This is a genomic window from Halovibrio salipaludis (assembly GCF_002286965.1).
Taxonomy (GTDB): domain Bacteria; phylum Pseudomonadota; class Gammaproteobacteria; order Pseudomonadales; family Oleiphilaceae; genus Halospina; species Halospina salipaludis.
This window is the reverse complement of sequence record NZ_NSKD01000007.1, coordinates 95384-115068: the sequence shown is the minus strand read 5'-3', so window position 1 is coordinate 115068 and position 19685 is coordinate 95384. Positions and strand designations below refer to the sequence as shown.

The 19685-nt window shown below is 62.6% G+C and carries 21 protein-coding genes; 11 read left to right on the top strand and 10 right to left on the bottom strand.

All coding sequences use genetic code 11. The features are described from left to right. Nucleotides 1–73: 73 nt before the first annotated feature. The 6 genes from lptB to CK501_RS13565 are packed head-to-tail and all read right to left on the bottom strand — an operon-like array spanning nt 74 to nt 4483. Nucleotides 74–799: an LPS export ABC transporter ATP-binding protein gene (lptB, locus tag CK501_RS13590; protein WP_095618285.1), complete on the bottom strand. Its 726-nt coding sequence runs from the start codon at nt 797–799 to the stop codon at nt 74–76. Between the two features lie 9 nt (nt 800–808). Then, nucleotides 809–1351, bottom strand: a complete 543-nt coding sequence (lptA, locus tag CK501_RS13585) for a lipopolysaccharide transport periplasmic protein LptA (RefSeq protein WP_095618284.1) — start codon at nt 1349–1351, stop codon at nt 809–811. A 23-nt stretch (nt 1352–1374) separates the two neighbouring features. Further along, a complete protein-coding gene (lptC, locus tag CK501_RS13580; protein ID WP_095618283.1) occupies nt 1375–1980 on the bottom strand; it encodes an LPS export ABC transporter periplasmic protein LptC in 606 nt (201 codons plus the stop codon). Beyond that, nucleotides 1977–2507: a KdsC family phosphatase gene (locus CK501_RS13575; protein ID WP_095618282.1), complete on the bottom strand. Its 531-nt coding sequence runs from the start codon at nt 2505–2507 to the stop codon at nt 1977–1979. The genes lptC and CK501_RS13575 overlap by 4 nt, the downstream gene beginning before the upstream one ends. A gap of 9 nt (nt 2508–2516) precedes the next feature. Next, nucleotides 2517–3491, bottom strand: coding sequence for a KpsF/GutQ family sugar-phosphate isomerase (locus tag CK501_RS13570; RefSeq protein ID WP_095618281.1), 975 nt, complete (start codon nt 3489–3491; stop codon nt 2517–2519). Between the two features lie 8 nt (nt 3492–3499). Continuing rightward, a complete protein-coding gene (locus CK501_RS13565; protein ID WP_095618280.1) occupies nt 3500–4483 on the bottom strand; it encodes a calcium/sodium antiporter in 984 nt (327 codons plus the stop codon). Between the two features lie 129 nt (nt 4484–4612). On the opposite strand from CK501_RS13565, the gene mlaD reads away from it, so the two are divergent. The 8 genes from mlaD (at nt 4613) to CK501_RS13525 (ending at nt 11269) form a co-directional block, all read left to right on the top strand. Next, entirely contained in the window at nt 4613–5062 is a 450-nt protein-coding gene (gene mlaD, locus CK501_RS13560; protein ID WP_095618279.1) for an outer membrane lipid asymmetry maintenance protein MlaD, read from the top strand. A 36-nt stretch (nt 5063–5098) separates the two neighbouring features. Further along, nucleotides 5099–5788 (top strand): MlaC/ttg2D family ABC transporter substrate-binding protein, encoded by a 690-nt coding sequence (locus CK501_RS13555; RefSeq protein ID WP_233128908.1) that lies wholly within the window; start codon nt 5099–5101, stop codon nt 5786–5788. 114 nt (nt 5789–5902) lie between these two features. Then, the gene (locus CK501_RS13550) at nt 5903–6148 is read left to right on the top strand and encodes a BolA family protein (RefSeq protein ID WP_095618278.1); all 246 of its coding nucleotides are present in this window, start codon (nt 5903–5905) and stop codon (nt 6146–6148) included. A gap of 28 nt (nt 6149–6176) precedes the next feature. Continuing rightward, nucleotides 6177–7439: a UDP-N-acetylglucosamine 1-carboxyvinyltransferase gene (murA, locus tag CK501_RS13545; RefSeq protein WP_095618277.1), complete on the top strand. Its 1263-nt coding sequence runs from the start codon at nt 6177–6179 to the stop codon at nt 7437–7439. A gap of 23 nt (nt 7440–7462) precedes the next feature. Beyond that, nucleotides 7463–8107, top strand: coding sequence for an ATP phosphoribosyltransferase (gene hisG / locus CK501_RS13540; protein WP_095618276.1), 645 nt, complete (start codon nt 7463–7465; stop codon nt 8105–8107). A gap of 10 nt (nt 8108–8117) precedes the next feature. After that, nucleotides 8118–9425 (top strand): histidinol dehydrogenase, encoded by a 1308-nt coding sequence (gene hisD, locus CK501_RS13535; protein ID WP_095618275.1) that lies wholly within the window; start codon nt 8118–8120, stop codon nt 9423–9425. Nucleotides 9426–9434: 9 nt separating this feature from the next. Then, entirely contained in the window at nt 9435–10511 is a 1077-nt protein-coding gene (hisC, locus tag CK501_RS13530; protein ID WP_095618274.1) for a histidinol-phosphate transaminase, read from the top strand. Next, entirely contained in the window at nt 10508–11269 is a 762-nt protein-coding gene (locus CK501_RS13525) for a Nif3-like dinuclear metal center hexameric protein (RefSeq protein ID WP_095618273.1), read from the top strand. The genes hisC and CK501_RS13525 overlap by 4 nt, the downstream gene beginning before the upstream one ends. Before the next feature lie 6 nt (nt 11270–11275). Here CK501_RS13525 and CK501_RS13520 read toward each other — a convergent pair whose 3' ends face one another. After that, complete coding sequence (locus CK501_RS13520; RefSeq protein ID WP_095618272.1) at nt 11276–11722, bottom strand: YhcB family protein; 447 nt, start codon at nt 11720–11722, stop codon at nt 11276–11278. A 165-nt stretch (nt 11723–11887) separates the two neighbouring features. Between CK501_RS13520 and zapE the strand changes: the two genes are divergently transcribed. Next, complete coding sequence (zapE, locus tag CK501_RS13515; protein ID WP_095618271.1) at nt 11888–13012, top strand: cell division protein ZapE; 1125 nt, start codon at nt 11888–11890, stop codon at nt 13010–13012. A gap of 5 nt (nt 13013–13017) precedes the next feature. On the opposite strand, the gene CK501_RS13510 is transcribed toward zapE, so the two are convergent. After that, entirely contained in the window at nt 13018–14208 is a 1191-nt protein-coding gene (locus CK501_RS13510) for a thiolase family protein (protein WP_095618270.1), read from the bottom strand. A gap of 182 nt (nt 14209–14390) precedes the next feature. On the opposite strand from CK501_RS13510, the gene CK501_RS13505 reads away from it, so the two are divergent. Beyond that, nucleotides 14391–16250, top strand: coding sequence for a DUF1302 domain-containing protein (locus CK501_RS13505; RefSeq protein WP_095618269.1), 1860 nt, complete (start codon nt 14391–14393; stop codon nt 16248–16250). Nucleotides 16251–16311: 61 nt separating this feature from the next. Beyond that, complete coding sequence (locus CK501_RS13500; RefSeq protein ID WP_095618268.1) at nt 16312–17670, top strand: DUF1329 domain-containing protein; 1359 nt, start codon at nt 16312–16314, stop codon at nt 17668–17670. An 86-nt stretch (nt 17671–17756) separates the two neighbouring features. Here the strand turns inward: CK501_RS13500 and CK501_RS13495 are convergent, their stop codons facing one another. Next, a complete protein-coding gene (locus tag CK501_RS13495) occupies nt 17757–18668 on the bottom strand; it encodes an acyltransferase (protein WP_095618267.1) in 912 nt (303 codons plus the stop codon). A 97-nt stretch (nt 18669–18765) separates the two neighbouring features. Then, nucleotides 18766–19659, bottom strand: a complete 894-nt coding sequence (locus CK501_RS13490) for a glucosaminidase domain-containing protein (protein WP_095618266.1) — start codon at nt 19657–19659, stop codon at nt 18766–18768. Between the last annotated feature and the right edge of the window lie 26 nt (nt 19660–19685).

Sequence of the window (19685 nt, the reverse complement as noted above, 5' to 3'; positions counted from 1 at the left end):
TTTTGCTTAACGTCTTTTGGATCGAGTGTACAGGCCAATTGGGCGGGGCGACAACGGTTTTGGGAGGACCGTGTCACAGACGGAATTCGTCGCCCAGATAGACTTCCTTGACCTGTTGATTGGCGAGGATGTCCTCGGAGGTGCCGGAGGCGATGATGTGGCCTTCGCTGACGATGTAGGCGGTTTCACAGATGTCGAGCGTCTCACGCACGTTGTGGTCGGTGATCAGCACACCGATGCCCCGATCGCGCACCTGGCGCACGATCTGCTTGATGTCGCTGACCGAGATCGGGTCTACCCCGGCAAAGGGCTCGTCCAGCAGGATGAAGGCCGGCTCCACCGCCAGCGCGCGGGCGATCTCGGCGCGGCGGCGCTCGCCGCCGGAAAGGCTCATGCCGAGGCTGTTGCGGATGTGGCTGATGTGGAACTCACGCAGGAGTGACTCCATGCGTTCCTCACGTTCGGCCTTTGTCAGGTCGCTGCGGGTCTGCAGGATCGCCATCAGGTTCTGCGCCACGGTCAGGCGCCGGAAGACCGAGGCCTCCTGCGGCAGATAGCCGATACCGGCACGGGCGCGGCCGTGCATGGGCAGGTGGGTGATGTCGCGGTCATCGATGCGGATGCGGCCCCGGTCATGGGGAACCAGGCCCACGATCATGTAGAAACAGGTGGTCTTGCCGGCGCCATTGGGCCCCAGCAGCCCGGCGATCTGGCCACTCTGGATGCTGAGGGAAACGTCCATCACCACCGGGTGGCGGCGGTAGCTCTTGGCCAGGTTCAGGGCTTCCAGTCTCGCCATGGGATCCGCTCAGTTGCTGTTGTCGTTGCCGCTGTCGCGGCCGGGCTGGATGGTCATCTCAACCCGGTCATCCGCGTCGTCCTCGGAGCTGGAGGCGGTGACCACCCGTTCGGCCACGTCGTACACGATCCGGTTGCCCCGGAAGGTGTCGCCCTGCTGTCGGATGAAAGCCTCGCGCTCAAAGGTGATGCGTTCTTCGTCGGCCTGGTAGATGATGGTCCGGCCCTCGGCGTAGACAGCCGGGCCCTGTTCGGTTTCCGGCTGCTCGTAGGTGGCGGGCTCGCCGGTGGCTTCCATCCGGTTGAGGCTCTGGGCCTCGCCCCGGAAGAGCACGACTCGGTCCGCCGTCAGCAGGGCTTCGCCCTGGGTCACCCGGACACTTCCGGTATAGGTGGCGGTTCCTTCCTGGTCATCCAGGCGGGCATTGTCGGACTCAACCCGGATGGGCTTGTCGGAATCCAGGTTGAACGCGTACAGGGGCAGTGACAGGCTGCTCAGAAGCAGTCCTGCCAGAAACCGCCAGGCGTGTCGGGTGCGTTCCGGGTTGGTCATGAGCAGGCTGTATCTCCTGTGCGTCAGCGGTTGAAGTACCGGCTGCGGACATCATTTTCGAGTCTGACCGCGCGTTCGTCGATCCAGCCCGTCATGCCGACGGCATTGGTCACGCTGCTGCGGTCGATCAGGGTCACCGGCGCATCAGTCTGCACAATCCGTTCGTTGTTATCCAGCGTCATCCGTTCGCTGAGGATCAGCACATCCCCGCGTTCAGTGCTGCTGTGGCGGGCCCGGACATCCTTCTCAAGCATGAGTTTGGCGACATCAGGCCGGTAAAGCCCGGTACGTGAACGCACGAACCAGGGGGCGCCGCCGTCGCGGGCCATGAGCATGGCGCGGGGACGCTCCATGGTGACCCGGTTCTCATCCTGGAACTGTTCGGCCCGGCGGGTGCGGATGCGTGACTTGAGGCGGCCTTCACTGTCGAAGGCGCGGAAGGTGGCGTTGACCACGAAGCCGTCCGGCTTCTGCGGCCCACGCAGGTCGGTGGCCGTGGTGTCGCGGATCGGGTCATCCTCCTGGAGCACCAGCAGGGCCAGGCCCAGGAGCACGACACCGACAATGCCCCAGAGGGCGATGGAGCGGTCCCTAAGCCAGGCAGGCAGCATCCACTCGGGTAATTTCATGGTGCACGGTACCCGTCAACCAGTTGATCCAGGACCCCGCGGCAGGTCAGAAGCCATTCGCAGACCTCGCGGATGGCGCCGCTACCGCCGGGGGTAGTGGTGCACCAGTCCGCCGATGCGCGTACCGCGGCGCAGCCATTGGGCACGCTGATGCCGACGCCGGCTGTTTCGATGGCGGCAAGATCGGGCAGGTCGTCGCCCACGTAGGCGATGGCCTCCAGCGGTATCGAGGTCCGTTCAGAGAGTTCACGCAGCGCGGTCAGCTTGTCCGTGCGACCCTGGATCAGGTAACCAATGTCGAGGTTTCTGGCCCGGGCCTCCGTCAGTGGCGATGTACGGCCCGTGATGAAAGCGGTGATCAACCCCTGCTTCTGGATCAGCCGCAGGCCCTGACCGTCCAGGATGCTGAAGGCCTTGAGTTCATCGCCGCTGGCGGCAAAGTAGAGGCTGCCGTCGGTCAGCACACCGTCCACGTCCATGGCCAGAAGCTGGATCCTTGCGCCGCGCTCGTTGAGGGGTGCCGTCATCCCGTTCTCCTAGACCACGCCCGCGCGCAGCAGGTCGTGCATGTTGAGAGCCCCTACCAGCCGCAGCTCTGAGTTGGTCACCAGCAGGCCGTTGATCTTGCTGTCCTCCATGACCTTGAGCGCCTCGGCGGCCAGGATGTTCTCGCTCACCGTCCGGCAGTGGCTGGTCATGACATCCCCGATGGGGGTGCTGTGGATGTTCACGCCCTGATCCAGGGTCCGGCGGAGGTCACCGTCCGTGAAGATGCCGATGACCCGGTCGCCGTCATCCACCACGGCGGTCATGCCCAGCCCCTTGCGCGAGACCTCCAGCAGCGCCTCACCCAGTGGCGTCTGCTGTGTCACGCGTGGCAGGGCGTCGCCCGTGTGCATCAGGTCCGAGACCTTGAGCAGCAGCCGCCGGCCAAGCGAGCCGCCGGGATGGTAGAAGGCAAAGTCTTCGGCCCCGAAACCGCGCGCTTCCAGCAGTGCGACCGCCAGGGCATCGCCCATGACCAGTGTGACCGTGGTGGAGGAGGTGGGCGCCAGATTCATGGGGCAGGCTTCCTGCTCCACGGCAATATCCAGATTGGCATGGGCCTGGCGGGCCAGCTGGGAGTCGGCCTTGCCGGTCATGCTGATCAGGGCGGCGCCCTTGCGCTTGATCAGCGGCAGGATGGTGACCAGTTCGCCCGTGCTGCCGGAGTTGGAGATGGCGATGACCACGTCTTCGCCCGTGATCATGCCCAGATCACCGTGGCTCGCTTCCCCGGGGTGCACAAAGAATGCGGGTGTACCGGTGCTGGCCAGGGTCGCCGCGATCTTGGTGCCTATATGGCCGGACTTGCCCATGCCGGTGACCACCACGCGCCCCTTGCACTGCAGGATGAGCTCACAGGCATGACTGAACTGCTCGTCAATGCGTGGCAGCAGGGCGTCGATGGCGTCGCGCTCCAGGGTAATGGTGCGGCGCGCCGATTCCGTGAGTGCGTCCGAAGGCGCCATGGTTCTCCTCAGAGTGCTGACAGTGTCGCCGCCGGCACCGGCGCATCACCGGTCACCAGCAGCACAACGTAGCCGATGTAGAATGCCAGCAGTATACCACCTCCGATCCGGCTCAGCCGCCCCTGGCGGTGGTAGACAACGGCCAGCCCCGCCAGCAGCAGGGTGACCGCAACCATGGCGCCGTAATCCCGGGTAATGGCCTCGGCATTCAGGGGGATGCCGGCGACAAGTGCGGGTACCGCCAGCACCAGCAGCAGGTTGAACAGGTTGGAGCCGATCAGGTTGCCCATGACCATGTCATGGCGGCCCTTGAGGGCACTGGCGATGCTGGCCGCGAGTTCGGGCAGGCTGGTGCCCACGGCGACCACGGTGAGACCCACCACCAGCTCGCTCACGCCCAGCGTCAGCGCCAGTTCCACCGCGCCCCAGACCAGCAGCCGCGAGCTGGCCAGAAGCAGGATAAGCCCACCGATTATCTGCAGGGTCAGAAAGCCGGTTGAGCGGTTCTCGTGGGGTTCTGGCATCTCTTCGGCCAGCATGCTGGCGGCCTGGCCATAGCGCACCAGCACGGTGAATGCCACAGCCAGAATGCCGAGCATGAACAGGCCATCCCAGGCGCTCAGGTGATCGTCCTGGAACAGCAGCCAGGTGCCAATGGTCACGATGGCCAGCAGTGGCAGTTCGATGCGCCGGGTGGGCCGGGCCAGTGCCACCGGTGCCAGAAGGGCGGTAATGCCGAGCACCAGCCCCAGATTGGCGATGTTCGAGCCGATGGCGTTGCCCACGGCAATGTCGCCCGCATCCGTGATGGCGGCGACCACCGAGACCAGTACTTCCGGGGCCGAGGTGCCGAAGGCCACCAGCGTCAGCCCGATCAGCATCGGACTCATGCCCAGGCGCCGTGCACTGTCGATGGCGCCGGTGATGAACTGGTCAGCGCTCCAGATCAGCAGGGTCAGGCCGGCCAGGACCGCGAGCAGGGCAGTGACCATGATGTAAGGCTCCGTGGGTTGTGGGCAGCAGATTGGCGTCGTACTGTATCGGCTGGCCGGATCTTCGTACAGCCGGGGAGCCGGCAGGATGATCCGGGAAGCCGGGCAGGAGAGACGATTCCATTGCACATGCAGCGTCTGGTGTTCTTTGCCCTGGGCAGTGTCGCCACGCTGGCCCTGCTGCTGGTCACAGGGTGGCTGGCGCCGCCCGGCGGCAGTGAGCGGGCGGACGCGGGCGGGCACTACACCCTCTACGCCGAGTTCGCGGATGCTGGCACACTGAAACCGGGCGCCCGTGTTGCGCTGGCCGGGGTGACCGTGGGCGAGGTGGCTGACGTACAATTGAATGCGCGTGGTTACCGGGCCAAGGTGCGGATGCGCATTGACCAGAGCCTCGATCACCTGGCCATCGACAGCGTCGCCATCATTATGACCGCAGGGCTTGTCGGCGAGCAGTATATTGAGATCTCCCCGGGAGGCCACCCGGAAACGCTCTCGGATAATGACTATATCGAGGATACACAGTCGGCAATGAGTATTGAGACGTTAATCCGTCGACGCATTGTCAGGCCACGCTGAACGTGGCGGTACCGCTGCAGCACACAGGAGGACGCAGTGAACAGAATCCGAACCCTGACCCCTATTACCCTGCTGGTGGGCTTCATCATCGCGCTGCTGGCAGCGCCCATGGCCACGGCCCAGTCCGAGGAGGAAAAGCTGCGTGAGTACGTGCGCGAGAACAGCATCCGCCTTGTGGACCAGCTGAACGAGATCCGCGAGCTCTATGACTCGGATCGTGAAGCCTTCTATGAGGCCATGGATTACGCTCTGGGCGAGTTTGTGGCCTTCCGGCGCGTGGCTGCCCGGATCATGGGCAAGTACGCACGCCAGGCCAGCCCCGAGGAACGGGATGAGTTCGTGCGGGCCTTCCGTCGCAGTCTCTACGATGCCTATGGCGGTGCCGCGGTCAGCATCGACAGCACTGATTTTGAGCTGGAAGTCGACAGCGTCAAGATCAATCCCCGCCATGAGGACCGTGCCACGGTGAATCTCTCCATCATCACCAATTCCGGTGAGCGCTATGGCGTGGCCTATTCCATGTACGAACCGGATGATGGCAAATGGCAGGTCGAGAACGTCATCGTTGAGGGCATCAACATGGGGCTGGCCTTCCGCGACCGGTTTGAACAGGAAATGCAGGCCGCTGACGGCAACGTGAGCACCGTCATCGACGAATGGTCCGCCGATGTGGGCGACATCGAGGGTCTTGAGGACGCGGTCGAGCAGGAGAAGAACAACGGCTAGGCGGCGGCTGGTCCGCACGCAACGTGTCAAGCACCCGTCATCTGGGCTATAATCGCGCCCCCGGCGCGGTGTCCGCGTCGGCGACAGTAACCGCCGGAGACAACGGGAGTTTGGATGCAGGCTGAAGATGTTCAGAAACGGCTCGCGGAAGCGCTGCCGGAATGCGAGATTGAGGTTCAGAACGACGGGAACCGTTTCCTGGTCGTCGCTGTTGGCGAGCGCTTCGCCGAGCTCAACCGCGTGAAGCGCCAGCAGCTGATCTACGGGGAGCTCGAGGATCTGCTGGCGGAAGGCACAATCCATGCCCTGACCATCCGCGCCATGACGCCGCAGGAATGGCAGGCGCGCCAGAGTCAGTGAAGGCGGCCCAGAGCCCCGGGAGCATAACGTGGACAAACTGCTGATTCAGGGCGGCCAGCCGCTGCACGGCGAAATCCGGATCTCCGGCGCCAAGAACTCGGCCCTGCCGATACTGGCCTCGACCCTGCTGGCGGACGGCAAGGTGAGCGTTGGCAATCTGCCGCACCTGCACGACGTCACCACCATGATCGAGCTGCTCGGTCACATGGGCGTTGAGCTCATGATCGACGAGCGCATGAGCGTCGAGGTGGATTCGACCACCATCAATAACCTCACCGCCCCCTATGAGCTGGTCAAGACCATGCGGGCCTCCATCCTCGTGCTGGGGCCCATGGTAGCCCATTTCGGTGAGGCGCATGTGTCACTGCCCGGTGGCTGTGCCATCGGTACCCGCCCGGTCAACCTGCACCTTCAGGGGCTGGAGCAGATGGGCGCCGAGATCCAGGTCGACAGTGGCTACATCCACGCCTATGCGCCGCAGCGGCTCAAGGGCGCGCACATCTTTCTGGATACGGTCACCGTCACGGGTACCGAGAACCTGATGATGGCGGCGGCACTGGCGGATGGGGTCACCATTCTCGAGAATGCGGCGCGTGAGCCGGAGGTGGTGGATCTTGCCGACTGCCTCAATGCCATGGGCGCGGATGTGCGCGGGCAGGGCACGGCCACCATCGAGATCCACGGCGTGGAGCGGCTGAACCCCTGTCACTATGATGTGCTTCCGGATCGTGTCGAGACCGGCACCTATCTCACGGCGGCGGCCGCAACGAAAGGCCATGTGCTGCTCAAGGACACCCGTGAGGACATCCTGGAGGCCGTGCTGATCAAGCTGAGGGAAGCCGGGGCTGAGGTGAACACCGGGGCCGACTGGATTGAACTCAACATGCACGGGCAACGCCCCAGGGCGGTCAACCTGCGGACGGCGCCCTATCCGGCCTTCCCGACGGACATGCAGGCCCAGTTCGTGGCCATGAACGCAGTGGCCGACGGCACCGGGTCGGTGACGGAAACGGTTTTCGAGAACCGCTTCATGCACGTCCAGGAGCTGATCCGCATGGGCGCGGATATCGGCCTGGAGGGCAACACCGCCATCGTGCGTGGCGTTGACCGGCTCACCGCCGCGCCGGTGATGGCCACGGACCTGCGCGCCTCGGCCAGTCTGGTGATTGCCGGGCTGGTGGCCGAGGGCGAGACCATGGTCGACCGTATCTATCACATTGACCGGGGTTACGAGTGCATCGAGGAGAAGCTCCAGCTGCTCGGCGCCACCATCCGCCGGATGCCCTCGTGACCTCCGCAGACACTGACGGGACTATGTCGGAACAGCTGACCATTGCCCTTTCCAAGGGCCGTATTCTGGAAGAAACACTGCCGCTGCTCGCCGGGGCGGGTATTGAGCCCGAAGAAGACCCGGAGAAAAGCCGTAAGCTGGTCTTTGAAACCACCGTGCCGGGCGTGCGGTTGCTGATCATCCGCGCCACGGATGTGCCCACCTACGTGCAGTACGGGGGAGCGGACATGGGCGTGGCCGGTAAGGACGTGCTCATGGAGCACGGCGGTGATGGCCTTTACGAGCCCTTGGATCTGGCCATTGCCAGGTGCCGCCTTATGACCGCAGGCGTGGCCGGCCAGGCCGTGCCCGAGGGCCGTGTGCGCGTGGCCACCAAGTTCACTCGTCTGGCGCGCGAGTACTACGCGGCCCAGGGCAAACAGGCGGACATCATCAAGCTCTACGGCGCCATGGAGCTGGCGCCGCTTCTGGGGTTGGCGGATGAGATCGTGGATATTGTTGATACCGGCAACACCCTGAAGGCGAACGGCCTGGAGCCGCGCGAGACCATCGCGGACATCAGTTCCCGGGTCGTGGTCAGCCGTGCCTCCATGAAGATGAAGCACGCACGGATCCAGCCGATCCTGGATCGCATGGGCGAGGCCGTCGCCCGCAGGCAGACGCAGTGAGAGTAAAGGCATGAGTGAACTGTCCATTAACCGGCTCAATACCGCTGACCCGGACTTCGAGGTGGCGCTGCGCCGCCATACCGAGTGGGAGGAAGGCGTCGACACCAGCGTGCGCCAGACCGTGGCCGAGATCCTGAAACGGGTGCGCCAGGAAGGCGATGCGGCGGTGCTGGAATACACCGCGAAGCTGGATAGCCTCAGCGTGGCGTCCGTGAACGAACTGGAAGTGCCGCGTGAGCGCATCGACGCGGCCATGCACGCCATCACGGATGAGCAGTTCCAGGCGCTGGAAGCCGCTGCTGACCGGATCCGGCGCTACCACCGCGAGCAGCTGCCGCAGGACTGGTCCTATGAGGAAGCGGACGGTACCCGCCTCGGCCAGCGGGTGCTGCCAGTGGACCGTGCCGGCCTCTATGTGCCCGGTGGTAAGGCGGCCTATCCCTCCTCGGTACTGATGAACGCCATCCCGGCGAAGGTGGCGGGCGTCGAGGAGATTGTCATGGTGGTGCCGGCGCCGGGCGGCGAGCTGAATGACCTGGTACTGGCCGCTGCTCGGGTAGCCGGCATCGACCGCATCTACACCCTGGGTGGCGCCCAGGCGGTGGCGGCACTGGCCTACGGCACCGAAACGGTGCCGGCGGTGGACAAGATCGTGGGGCCGGGCAACATCTACGTGGCCGAGGCCAAGCGCGAGGTCTTCGGGCGCGTGGGCATCGACATGGTCGCCGGTCCCTCCGAGATCCTGGTGGTGGCCGATGGCCATACGGACCCGGACTGGGTCGCCATGGACCTGTTCTCCCAGGCCGAGCACGACGAACAGGCCCAGGCGATCCTGGTCTCGCCGGATGCGGATTACATCGCACGGGTTGAGGCGAGTATGGCGCGCATGCTGCCGGAGATGGAGCGGGCGGAGATCATCCGCCAGTCGCTGGCCGATCGCGGCATACTGATCCAGTGCGCCTCTCTGGAAGAGGCGGCCCGGGTAAGCAACCTTGTGGCGCCTGAACACCTTGAGCTGTCGCTCGCCGATCCGGACGCACTGCTGCCCCAGATCCGCCACGCGGGCGCCATCTTCATGGGCTCCTGGGCAGCCGAGGTGATGGGGGATTACTGCGCGGGCCCCAACCACGTACTGCCCACCAGTGGCACTGCCCGCTTTTCGTCCCCTCTGGGCGTCTATGACTTCCAGAAACGCTCCTCCGTGGTGCACTTCTCGGCGGCAGGCGCGGATCGCGCCGCCCGCTGTGCCTCCGTGCTGGCCCGGGGCGAGGGGCTGACGGCGCACGCACGCTCGGCCGAATACCGTATCCGCGACTGAGGAGCGACCATGAGCCGGTTCTGGAACGAACGGCTGCAGCAGCTCACCCCCTATGTACCGGGTGAGCAGCCGCAGATGACCAATCTGGTCAAGCTCAACACCAATGAACATCCGTTCGGGCCCGGCGAGGCGGTCACACAGGCAATCCGCGAGGCTGCGGATGAACGTCTCCGCCTGTACCCGGATCCGGACGCCACGCGACTGCGCCAGGCCATCGCGGACTGGTTCGGTCTGGAGGCCTCACGGGTCTTTCCGGCCAACGGCTCCGACGAGGTGCTGGCATTCATCTTCCAGGGCCTGTTCCGGCCCGGCGAGCCGGTGCTGTTCCCGGATATCAGTTACAGCTTCTACCCCGTCTACTGTGGGCTCTATGGTCTGGAAAGCCGTACCGTGGCGCTGGATGAGCAGCTTCGGATCCCGGTGGAGGCCTTCCAGCCGCCCAACGGCGGGGTGATCTTCCCGAACCCCAACGCGCCCACGGGCCGATTCCTGGATCTGGAATCCGTCGAACGTATTCTCGTGGCCAACCCGGACCGGGTAGTGGTGATCGACGAGGCCTATGTGGATTTCGGCGGTGAGAGCGCTGCCCGGCTGATCCCGGATCACCCCAACCTGCTGGTGACCCAGACCCTGTCCAAGTCGCGGTCACTGGCCGGACTCAGGGTAGGGTATGCACTGGGGCAACAGCACCTGATCGAGGGGCTGGAGCGGATCAAGAACAGCTTCAATTCCTATACCTTGGATCGGCTGGCGCAGGCCGGTGCCATCGCGGCTTTCCGGGATGAGGCGGGATTCCGGGCCGGGCAACAGGCGGTCATCGAGCAGCGCGAACGGCTCAATGCCGGGCTGGAAGCGCTGGGTTTCGAGGTGGTGCCGTCCAGGGCAAACTTCGTGTTCTGCCGCCACCCGGCGGTCAGTGGCGCGGAGCTGGCGGCGCAGCTGCGTGAGCGTCACATTATTGTGCGCCACTTTGATAAGCCACGGATCGAGCAGTATCTGCGGGTTACCATCGGTACCGGCGAGGAGATGACGGCGCTGCTGACCGCCCTTGACGACATTCTCAACAGTGGCGAGGTAACGGCATGAGCGCACCACGGCGGGATGAACTTGTCGCGACCATGGACCAGTGGCTGCGCCCGGAGCTGTTCCGGGACTACTGCCCCAATGGCCTCCAGGTGGAGGGGCGCGACCGGGTGAGCACGGTCATTTCCGGGGTGACCGCCAGCCAGCGCTTCCTGGAGCAGGCGATTGAGGCTGGAGCCGATATGGTGCTGGTGCACCACGGCTATTTCTGGAAGGGCGAGGATCCCTGCATCCGGGGTATGAAGCAGCGGCGGATTGAGCTTCTGCTCAGTAACAACGTCTCTCTGGTTGCCTACCACCTGCCGCTGGATGCGCACCGGACCATGGGCAACAACGCCTGCCTGGCGCGCACGCTGGGAGTTTCCGATGGCGCACCTGTTTCGGACGATCCCTGTGAGCTGATGTGGGCCGGAAACCTGGATGAACCGGTGACACCGCAGGCGCTGGCTTCACGGCTGGAGTCGCGCCTTGAGCGGGCGCCGCTGCCTGTTGAGGGCGGACCGGAGCTGATCCGGCGGATGGCCTGGTGCAGTGGCGGTGCCCAGGGCATGATTGACCGGGCGGCCGCGCTGGGGGCGGATGCCTATCTTTCCGGCGAGATCTCGGAGCCGACGGTCCACAGCGCACGGGAGCAGGGGGTTCACTACTTTGCGGCGGGGCACCACGCCACGGAGCGGGACGGAGTGCAGGCACTGGGTGCGGCACTCGCCGAGGCCCATGGCATTGAGCACCGCTTCATCGAGGACCCGAGCCCGGCGTAGCCGGACTCAGGAGGAAGACTCTTCCTTCTTCAGGCCGAAATCCTCGGAGAGCATGCCGTTGTCGTTGCGCGTGTTGCGCGGGGCATAATCCCGCGGAGGCTCTACGCCGCCCTCATCGTCAGTGGGGCCCTTGTAGCTCAACTGGTGGTCACGCTGGACCTGCTCCAGTTCCTCGCGGGCATCGGTTTCCGTGCACAGGCGTGATGCGCCCTTGGCCAGATGCTCATGCACTTCCCGATAGGAATCATTGAGCCGCCGGAAGAGTTCCGCCGTCTCCATGAAGTGTTCATTCACCTGCGCCTGATAGCGGGTGTGCTCGTTCTGAAGCGCGTCGAGCTGCTGGGCAAGCCGGCGCTGGCGCACATTGCGTCCGCCTGTTGAGCGTGCAATAACCCAGCCCAGAGCGAGGCCGATCACCAATGCCGCAATACCGACAGCGAGCATGGACTCCATAGTACGATCCTTCTGTTGCCTGGAAGGCGCTGGTCTGTGACCAGCCGTAACGCGATCATGGTATGACAAAGCGCGCCCCGGCAACAGTCCCGACCATAGTGGGATTTTGAGGGCGGCGCAAAAATCCGGATAATGCTCTCCTCAAATGGCAGTCGTGAGGCACGCATGAGCGCCAGTGACGCAACACCATCCGCGGGGCCGCTGGCCCGCTACCGCGAGGATCAGGATCACGCCGGCTTCCAGCGCGACAGCGCCCAGGAGACCGCTATACAGAACCTCCAGTCCCTGTATGAGAAGCTTGTGGCCGCCGAGGCTGGGCGTAACCGGGCTGGCAAACGGCTGATGCGCAAGCTCCGGCGTGGGCGTGAGGAACCGGTCACCGGGCTGTATTTCTGGGGTGGGGTTGGTCGCGGCAAGACCTATATGATGGACCTTTTCTACGACTCATTGCCGTTCGAACGCAAACTGCGGGTCCACTTCCACCGCTTCATGCAGCGGGTCCACCGGGAACTGGCGGAGCTGGAGGGCTACAGCGATCCGCTGGACACCATCGCCGAACGGTTCGCGGCCGAGTGCCGGGTCATCTGTTTTGATGAGTTCTTCGTCTCCGAAATCGGAGACGCCATGATTCTGGCGAACCTGCTCGATGGGCTCTTCCATCGGGGTGTGACCCTGGTCTGCACCTCCAACATTGAGCCGGACGGCCTGTACTGGAACGGCCTCCAGCGCGCCCGCTTCCTGCCGGCCATTGACCTGCTCAACCGCTACACGAAGGTGCTGAACATCGACGGTGGGGTGGACTATCGGCTGCGGACTCTGGAGCAGGCCCAGCTGTTCCACACCCCGCTGGGGCCGGAGGCGGAAGAGAGCCTGCTCAAGAGCTATGAAGAGCTGGCGCTGACCGGTGGTGACCAGGGGCAGGATCTGGAGATCAACGGGCGTCTGATCCATGCGCGGCGCCATGCCGATGACGTGGTCTGGTTCGACTTTCAGGAGCTCTGTGACGGGCCCCGAAGCCAGAACGACTACATCGAGCTGGCCCGGGAGTTCCACGCCGTCGTCCTCTCGAACGTACCGGTGATGGGCGCGGACTCGGACGACCGCGCCCGTCGCTTCATCAACCTTGTGGATGAGTTCTACGACCGCTGCGTCAAGCTGATCATCTCCGCCGAGGCGCCGATCCCGGATCTCTACACCGGGAGCAACCTGGCGTTCGAGTTCGAGCGCACTGAATCACGTCTGCTGGAGATGCAGTCCCACGATTACCTGGAACTGCCCCACAAAGCCTGACACGCTCAGTCGCACAGCTCGATGGCCACGGCCGTGGCCTCGCCGCCACCGATGCACAGTGAGGCTATGCCCCTTCGACCGCCGGTGCGCCTCAGCGCGTGGATCAGGGATACGACCAGACGCGAGCCGGTGGACCCGATGGGGTGACCCTGGGCGCAGGCGCCGCCGTGGATGTTCACCTTCTCCGGGGCCAGCCCCAGATCATCCATCGCGATCATGGACACCACCGCAAATGCCTCATTGATCTCGTAGAGGTCCACGTCCTGGGTTGACCAGCCGGTGCGCTCCAGAAGGCGCTGGATCGCACCCACCGGGGCCAGAGTGAATTCGGAAGGGTGGCGGGAGAAGGTGGCATGTCCGAGGATGCGCGCCAGCGGCTGCGAGCCATGGCGCTCCATGGCCGCTTCGCTCATCAGCATGAGCGCTGAGGCACCGTCCGAGATGGAGGAGGCGTTGGCCGCGGTAATGGTGCCGTCCTTCGCAAAGGCCGGGCGCATGGAGGGGATCCGGTCAATGTTGGCCTGGCCGGGCTGCTCGTCGTTACTGACGGTCGTTTCATTGCCCTTGCGGTCCGTCTGGGTGATCGGAACCATCTCCGCGCCCAGCCAGCCATTATCGATGGCCGCATTGGCCCGTTCCAGGGAGCGGATGGCGAAGGCGTCCATGGCTTCCCGGGGGTAGCCCAGCCGATCCGCCGTCTCCTGGGCGAACTCACCCATGAGGCGCCCGGTCTCCGCATCCTGCAGCCCGTCCATGAACATATGATCCTGAGGGGGCCGGCCGGGGCCCATGCGGTAACCCCGGCGGGCGTCGGTCAGAAGGTAGGGCGCATTGGACATGCTCTCCATGCCACCGGTCAGAACCACCTCCGCACTGCCGGCGCGGATCAGGTCGTGCCCGAACATGGTGGCCTTCATGCCGGAGCCGCAGAGCTTGTTGACGGTAGTGGCCCCGGCGCTGTCCGGCAGGCCGCCGTCCCTCGCTGCCTGGCGAGCTGGGCCCTGACCAGTGCCTGCAGGCAACACATTGCCCATCACCACTTCCTCGACTGCATCTACGCTGAGCCCGGAGTCGGCGAGGACGGCACGAACGGCTTCGGCGCCCAGGGCAGGACTGCTGAGAGGGGAGAGTGCCCCAAGGAAGCCGCCCATCGGGGTGCGGCGGGCGGCGGTGATGTAGATGGAAGGGTCGTGCATAAAATTGCCTCTTGGATCAGTCTGCGGGTGTGATTTATTGCAATTCCGTGAAGCAGTCCACGAAACACAAAATCAGCCACCGGAAAGTTGGTGGAACTGTGATTTTGTGTCTATATTGCATGTGAACTTGTGGTAATTCCATTACCCGGGTAGCGATTCAGTGACAACGGAGAAGCGTTTCGATGACAAAAAGAACACAACAGTGGCAGAAGCGAGCTCGCCTTCCCCTTGCGGTCGCCATTGCGGCGGGTATGTCCGCGCCGGCGGGAGCGTTTACCTTCAATTACGGTGAGGTTAATGGTGCCTTTGATACCAGCCTGACGGCTGCGGCTGGCTGGCGGGTGGAGAGCCAGAACAAGGATCTGATTGGGCAGGGAAATCTACCGAATGTAAGCAGCCCCTCCAACGTCGGTGCTTCCACCACAAACTACGACGACGGCAACCAGAACTTTGAATCCGGTGACACCTACTCGGAGCGGGTCAGTGGCACCAGTGAACTCTACCTGGATTACGCACCGCGTGGGGAGTATCTGTCCAGTGTCGGCACGTTTGTGCGCGGCAGGTACTGGTACGATTTCAAGACTAAGGACGACGACTTTGAGTATCCGCTCAGTGACGGCGGTAAGGACGATGCGTCAGGTGGTGAGTTTCTGGACGCCTATGTATGGACGGACTGGAATGTCGGCGAAGTGCCCGTCACGGTTCGTTACGGGAACCAGGTCATCAACTGGGGCGAGAGTACCTTCATTCAGGGCGGTATCAACGCCACCAACCCGATCAACGTCAGTGCTATCCGGGCCCCGGGGGCTGAAATCCGTGATGCGCTGCTGCCGGTTGAGGCACTCTATACGTCGATTGGTCTGACACAGAATATAACTGTCGAGGCTTACGCCCAGTTCGACTGGGATGAGACCCGGCTCGAGGACTGCGGGACATTCTTCTCAACAAATGATTTTACGGCCAATGACTGTAATACCATTTATCCTAGTGGAGGCACAGATCAGAAGACCTTGCCTGATAGCGGACCTACAGTAATTAATCGCGCTGGCACTAATGAGCCTGATGGTGACGATCAGTACGGTGTGGCCTTACGCTGGTATTCGCCGAGTCTGGGTAATACAGAGTTTGGAGCCTACCATGTCCGTTATGACAGCCGTTTGCCCTATATAAGCGGTCAGATTGCATCCCAGCAAAAGTTGGCCGTAGGCAGTTTCTTGCCAGATTATTCCGTGGACTACCCTGAAGACATTAAACTTTATGGCTTGAGCATGAATACGAATGTTCCCGGTGGGTGGTCTATAGGGGCTGAGTACAGTTTCCGTGAAAATATGCCCTTGCAGTGGAACGCTTTTGAATTGCTCAATGGTGGCGTTCTGGCCGGACAAGAAGCGGCCGGAGCCCCTGCTGCAACCCTTCCCGCTGGGGCCTCTAAGTTCTATCAACAGAGAAAATCTGAAGGATTGGCCATTACGCCGGGGAATGAGATCCCAGGTTACGACCGCTTCAAGGTCTCTCAGGCTCAAACGACCTTCATTAAGTTTTTTGACCGGGTTCTTGGGGCAAGCCGGTTGAGTTTTGTCGGTGAGGTCGGCATGACCTATGTGCACGATCTTCCGGAGAAGTCTGAGGCCCGCTACGGTCGTTCAGGGATCTACGGGATCGGTGACTATGAAGCACTGAATGGAGCTGTGACATGTAGCTCTGGTCCACTTGCTAATATCAACCCCAGCAACTGCACCAACGATGGTTTCGTCAGCGACTTCGCCTGGGGCTATCGCATGCGCGGCACGCTGACCTACAACAACGCCTTCATGGGCGCGACGCTGAAGCCGTCGCTCTCCTGGTCGCACGATGTGAACGGCTATGCGCCGGCGCCGGGCGGTGCCTTCAATGAGGGCAACAAAGCGGTCGGTCTGGGTCTTGCTGCGGAGTACCGCAATAACTACGAAGCGGCGATCAACTACACCAACTACTTTGGTGGTGATTACAACACCCGCGAGGACCGGGACAACATCACGGCCAGCGTGACGTATTCGTTCTGATCCGTGAGAGTGTGTGAAGAAATAAAGCTGTACCACCAACGTCTAGCGAGGTAGACGAGCGATGAATTTTCGAAAGAACGTACTGACAGGGAGCATTGTCTCCCTGGCGCTGGCAGCCGCACCGGCCATGGGCGCGGTCTCCGAGGAGGAGGCCGCGAAGCTGGGCAACGAACTCACGCCAATCGGCGCCAAGAAAGCTGGCAATGGCGACGAGATCCCGGCCTGGGATGGCGGGCTGACGACGCCGCCGGACAACTATGAGGGGAACCACTATCTGGATCCCTTCCCGGAGGATGAGCCGAAGTTCGTGATCGACCAGAGCAACGTGGACGAGTACAAGGATCGTCTCTCACCAGGTCAGGTGAAGATGATCAACGAGTACGAAGACTACAAGATGCCGGTCTACAAGACCCGCCGCACGGCGGCTCTGCCGGAGCGGGTCTACGAAAAGGCAAAGGAGAACGCCACCAATACCACTCTCGTTGAGGGCGGTAATGGTCTCGAGAACTTCGATACGGCGGTGCCTTTCCCGATTCCGGAAAACGGTCTTCAGGTGATCTGGAACCACATCACCCGCTATCGTGGCGGTGCGGTAAACCGGAACGTCCATCAGGCCGTGCCCCAGGAGAATGGCAATTTTACGCCGATCCATTTCGATGAGGAGCTGACCTGGCGGACGTCGTTTGAAGACTACGAGCCGGGCAAGGACTCCAACGTCCTGTTCTACTTCAAGCAGGCGATCCGCTCGCCCTCCCGTCTGGCCGGTAACGTACTGCTGGTGCACGAGACCATCAACCAGGTGAAGGAGCCTCGCCGGGCCTGGGTCTACAACGCGGGTCAACGCCGGGTGCGCCGGGCGCCGCAGGTGGCCTATGACGGGCCGGGTACAGCCGCGGACGGCCAGCGCACCTCGGACAACCTGGATATGTTCAATGGCGCACCGGACCGCTACAACTGGGAGCTGAAAGGGAAGAAGGAAATGTACATTCCCTATAACGGCTACCGGCTGGATGATCCGTCCCTGAGCTATGATGAGCTGCTCCAGGCGGGCCACATCAATCAGGACCACGCGCGCTATGAACTGCACCGTGTATGGCATGTGACCGCCACCCTCAAGGATGATGAGCGCCACATCTACGCCAAGCGTGACTTCTACTTTGATGAGGACACCTGGGCGGCTGCCGTTGTGGACCATTACGACGGCCGTGGTGAGCTCTGGCGTGTGGCCGAGGGTCATACCATGCAGTTCTACGATGAGCGTGTCCCCTGGTACGCCTTCGAGACGCTGTATGACACGCTCAATGGCCGCTATCTGGTACTGGGTCTGACCAATGAAATGGACGATCCCTATACCTTCGGCATTGAACGCCAGTTCCGGGACTACACACCGAGCGCCCTGCGCCGCGCTGGTCGCCGTTGATTCCATGCCGGCCACCGGGCCGGCGCTGGAAACAGAAAGCCCCGCTTCGGCGGGGCTTTTTAGTATGTGAGTGGTGAGAGCGGAGCTCAGGATGGATTGGCGGTTTCCTGTTCCTTCATCCGGTCAATCAGCTCATCCTTGTTGTTCCATAGCTCGCTGATCCACTTCTGGAACTCGATCCGGAACTCGCGGTCGTTCTGGTAATCCCGCCCCAGGAACTGCTCCGGAATCCGCTTTTCATCAACCCGTATGATCACACGGCGTGTGCGCCCGCTGAGATAGTCCCAGATGCCACCCGGGCCATCTGGATAGACGATGGTGATGTCGAGCATGATGCTCATCAGGTTGCCCATGGCGCCCAGCACAAAACCGGTGCCACCGGAGCGGGGTTTGAGCAGGTTGCGGTAGGGGGAGTTCTGCTGCTCATGCTTTGCCGGGGTGAAGCGGGTGCCTTCCATGAAGTTGAATACCGCAACCGGCGTGTACTCGAACTTCTCACAGGCTTTGCGGGTGGTCTCCAGGTCTTTGCCCCTCAGATGGGGCTTTTTCATGAGCTGCTGCTGCGTATAGCGCTTCATGAAGGGAAAATCCAGAGCCCACCAGGCAATGCCGAGCAGTGGTACCCAGATGAGCTCCTTCTTCAGGAAGAACTTCATGAGAGGGATACGACGGTTCAGCACCACCTGGGTTACCAGGATGTCCGCCCAGGACTGGTGGTTGCAGGTGACGAAGTACCACTGGTTCCGGCTCAGGTTGGCATTGAGCTCAACGTCCCACTCGATGCGGTTGAGCAGGCGCATGAACAGCCCGTTGTTCTCGATCCAGACGAAGGCGATGGCATTGAGCCCCCGTGTGCACAGCTTGCGAACCGGGGTGATCGGAATGATCAGCTTGAGGATGGCAAGCAGGAGCAGAAGGGGGTACAGAATCAGGGTGCTGAGAAGGATCAGCAGAACACAGAGTGTGCCCTTGAGCGGTGCAGGAAGGAAATCCAGCATGTTGGCGACCGTCTGTCCGGTGAATGGGTTACTCGCGACGGACGCCATTATACATTGGCAGTGCGCCCTGCCAATTTTTCAGTGAACAGCTGTTACCTTAGTTGCTGAACCGTTCCCTGTGATCGCTGATCAGTGCATCCAGCTTCTCAAGAGGGTTCTCTGCCGCTGACAGCGCCTGTTGACGCTGATCGTAATCCGAAAGGTTATTGACGCGGATCATACTTCGGATTTCTTCCACGTACGCCTGTCCACGTTCGGAATACGACTGCAACCCGCCCGCGAGATTGATGCCGTCGGGGAACCGGTTCTCGTTCAGTAATGCAAGCCGGCGTTCCCTCAGGTTCTGGTAGGCGTTGTGGCGATTGAGGTTGGTGAGATAGGCCCGGATGGAGCGGTAAGGTGACTCGAAAACCTCCACCTCATGGGTCATTCCCGCCGGGCGGCTGTTCGGGACAAGGCCGCAGCCGGGGTTGAAGCACCATTGGCCGAACAGGTTGTTGCCCTGGGTGGCGAAACGGCTGGTGCCCCAGGCGGATTCATTGGCGGCCTGCGCCAGTACCAGTGACGGCGGAATGATGTGCATCCGGCGCTCAAGACCACTGACCAGATCCTCTGTCGTCTCACCATCAACCCGCAGGCGTGTGGCGCGGGTGGTGAGCCATTTCCGTTCTTCCTCGTTCAGCTCCGGCTTGTTGCTGAGCTGTTCCAGGTAGTCCCGGGCAGCCTGGATCCGCAGGTTGGCCAGGGCAATACGGGGGAAGAGGTAACCGAAGAAGGCGTCCTTCTTCTCGGAGACAACGCTGTACTGGGTGAAGTCCGGCAGGGGAGCCGTCGCCCATCCTGGGATGGCATCAGTGTCCAGAAGTTGCGGTTCGGAAACCTTCGGCGTGGGCCGTTCAAACTCCACCTGGCTGGCAATAAAGCCGGCGGCCAGACCACCTACCACAAGAACAGCCACCAGAATCAGGGCTGGTACGGGACGAGATTCCATCAATACCTCCGCGTTTAGATACAGCT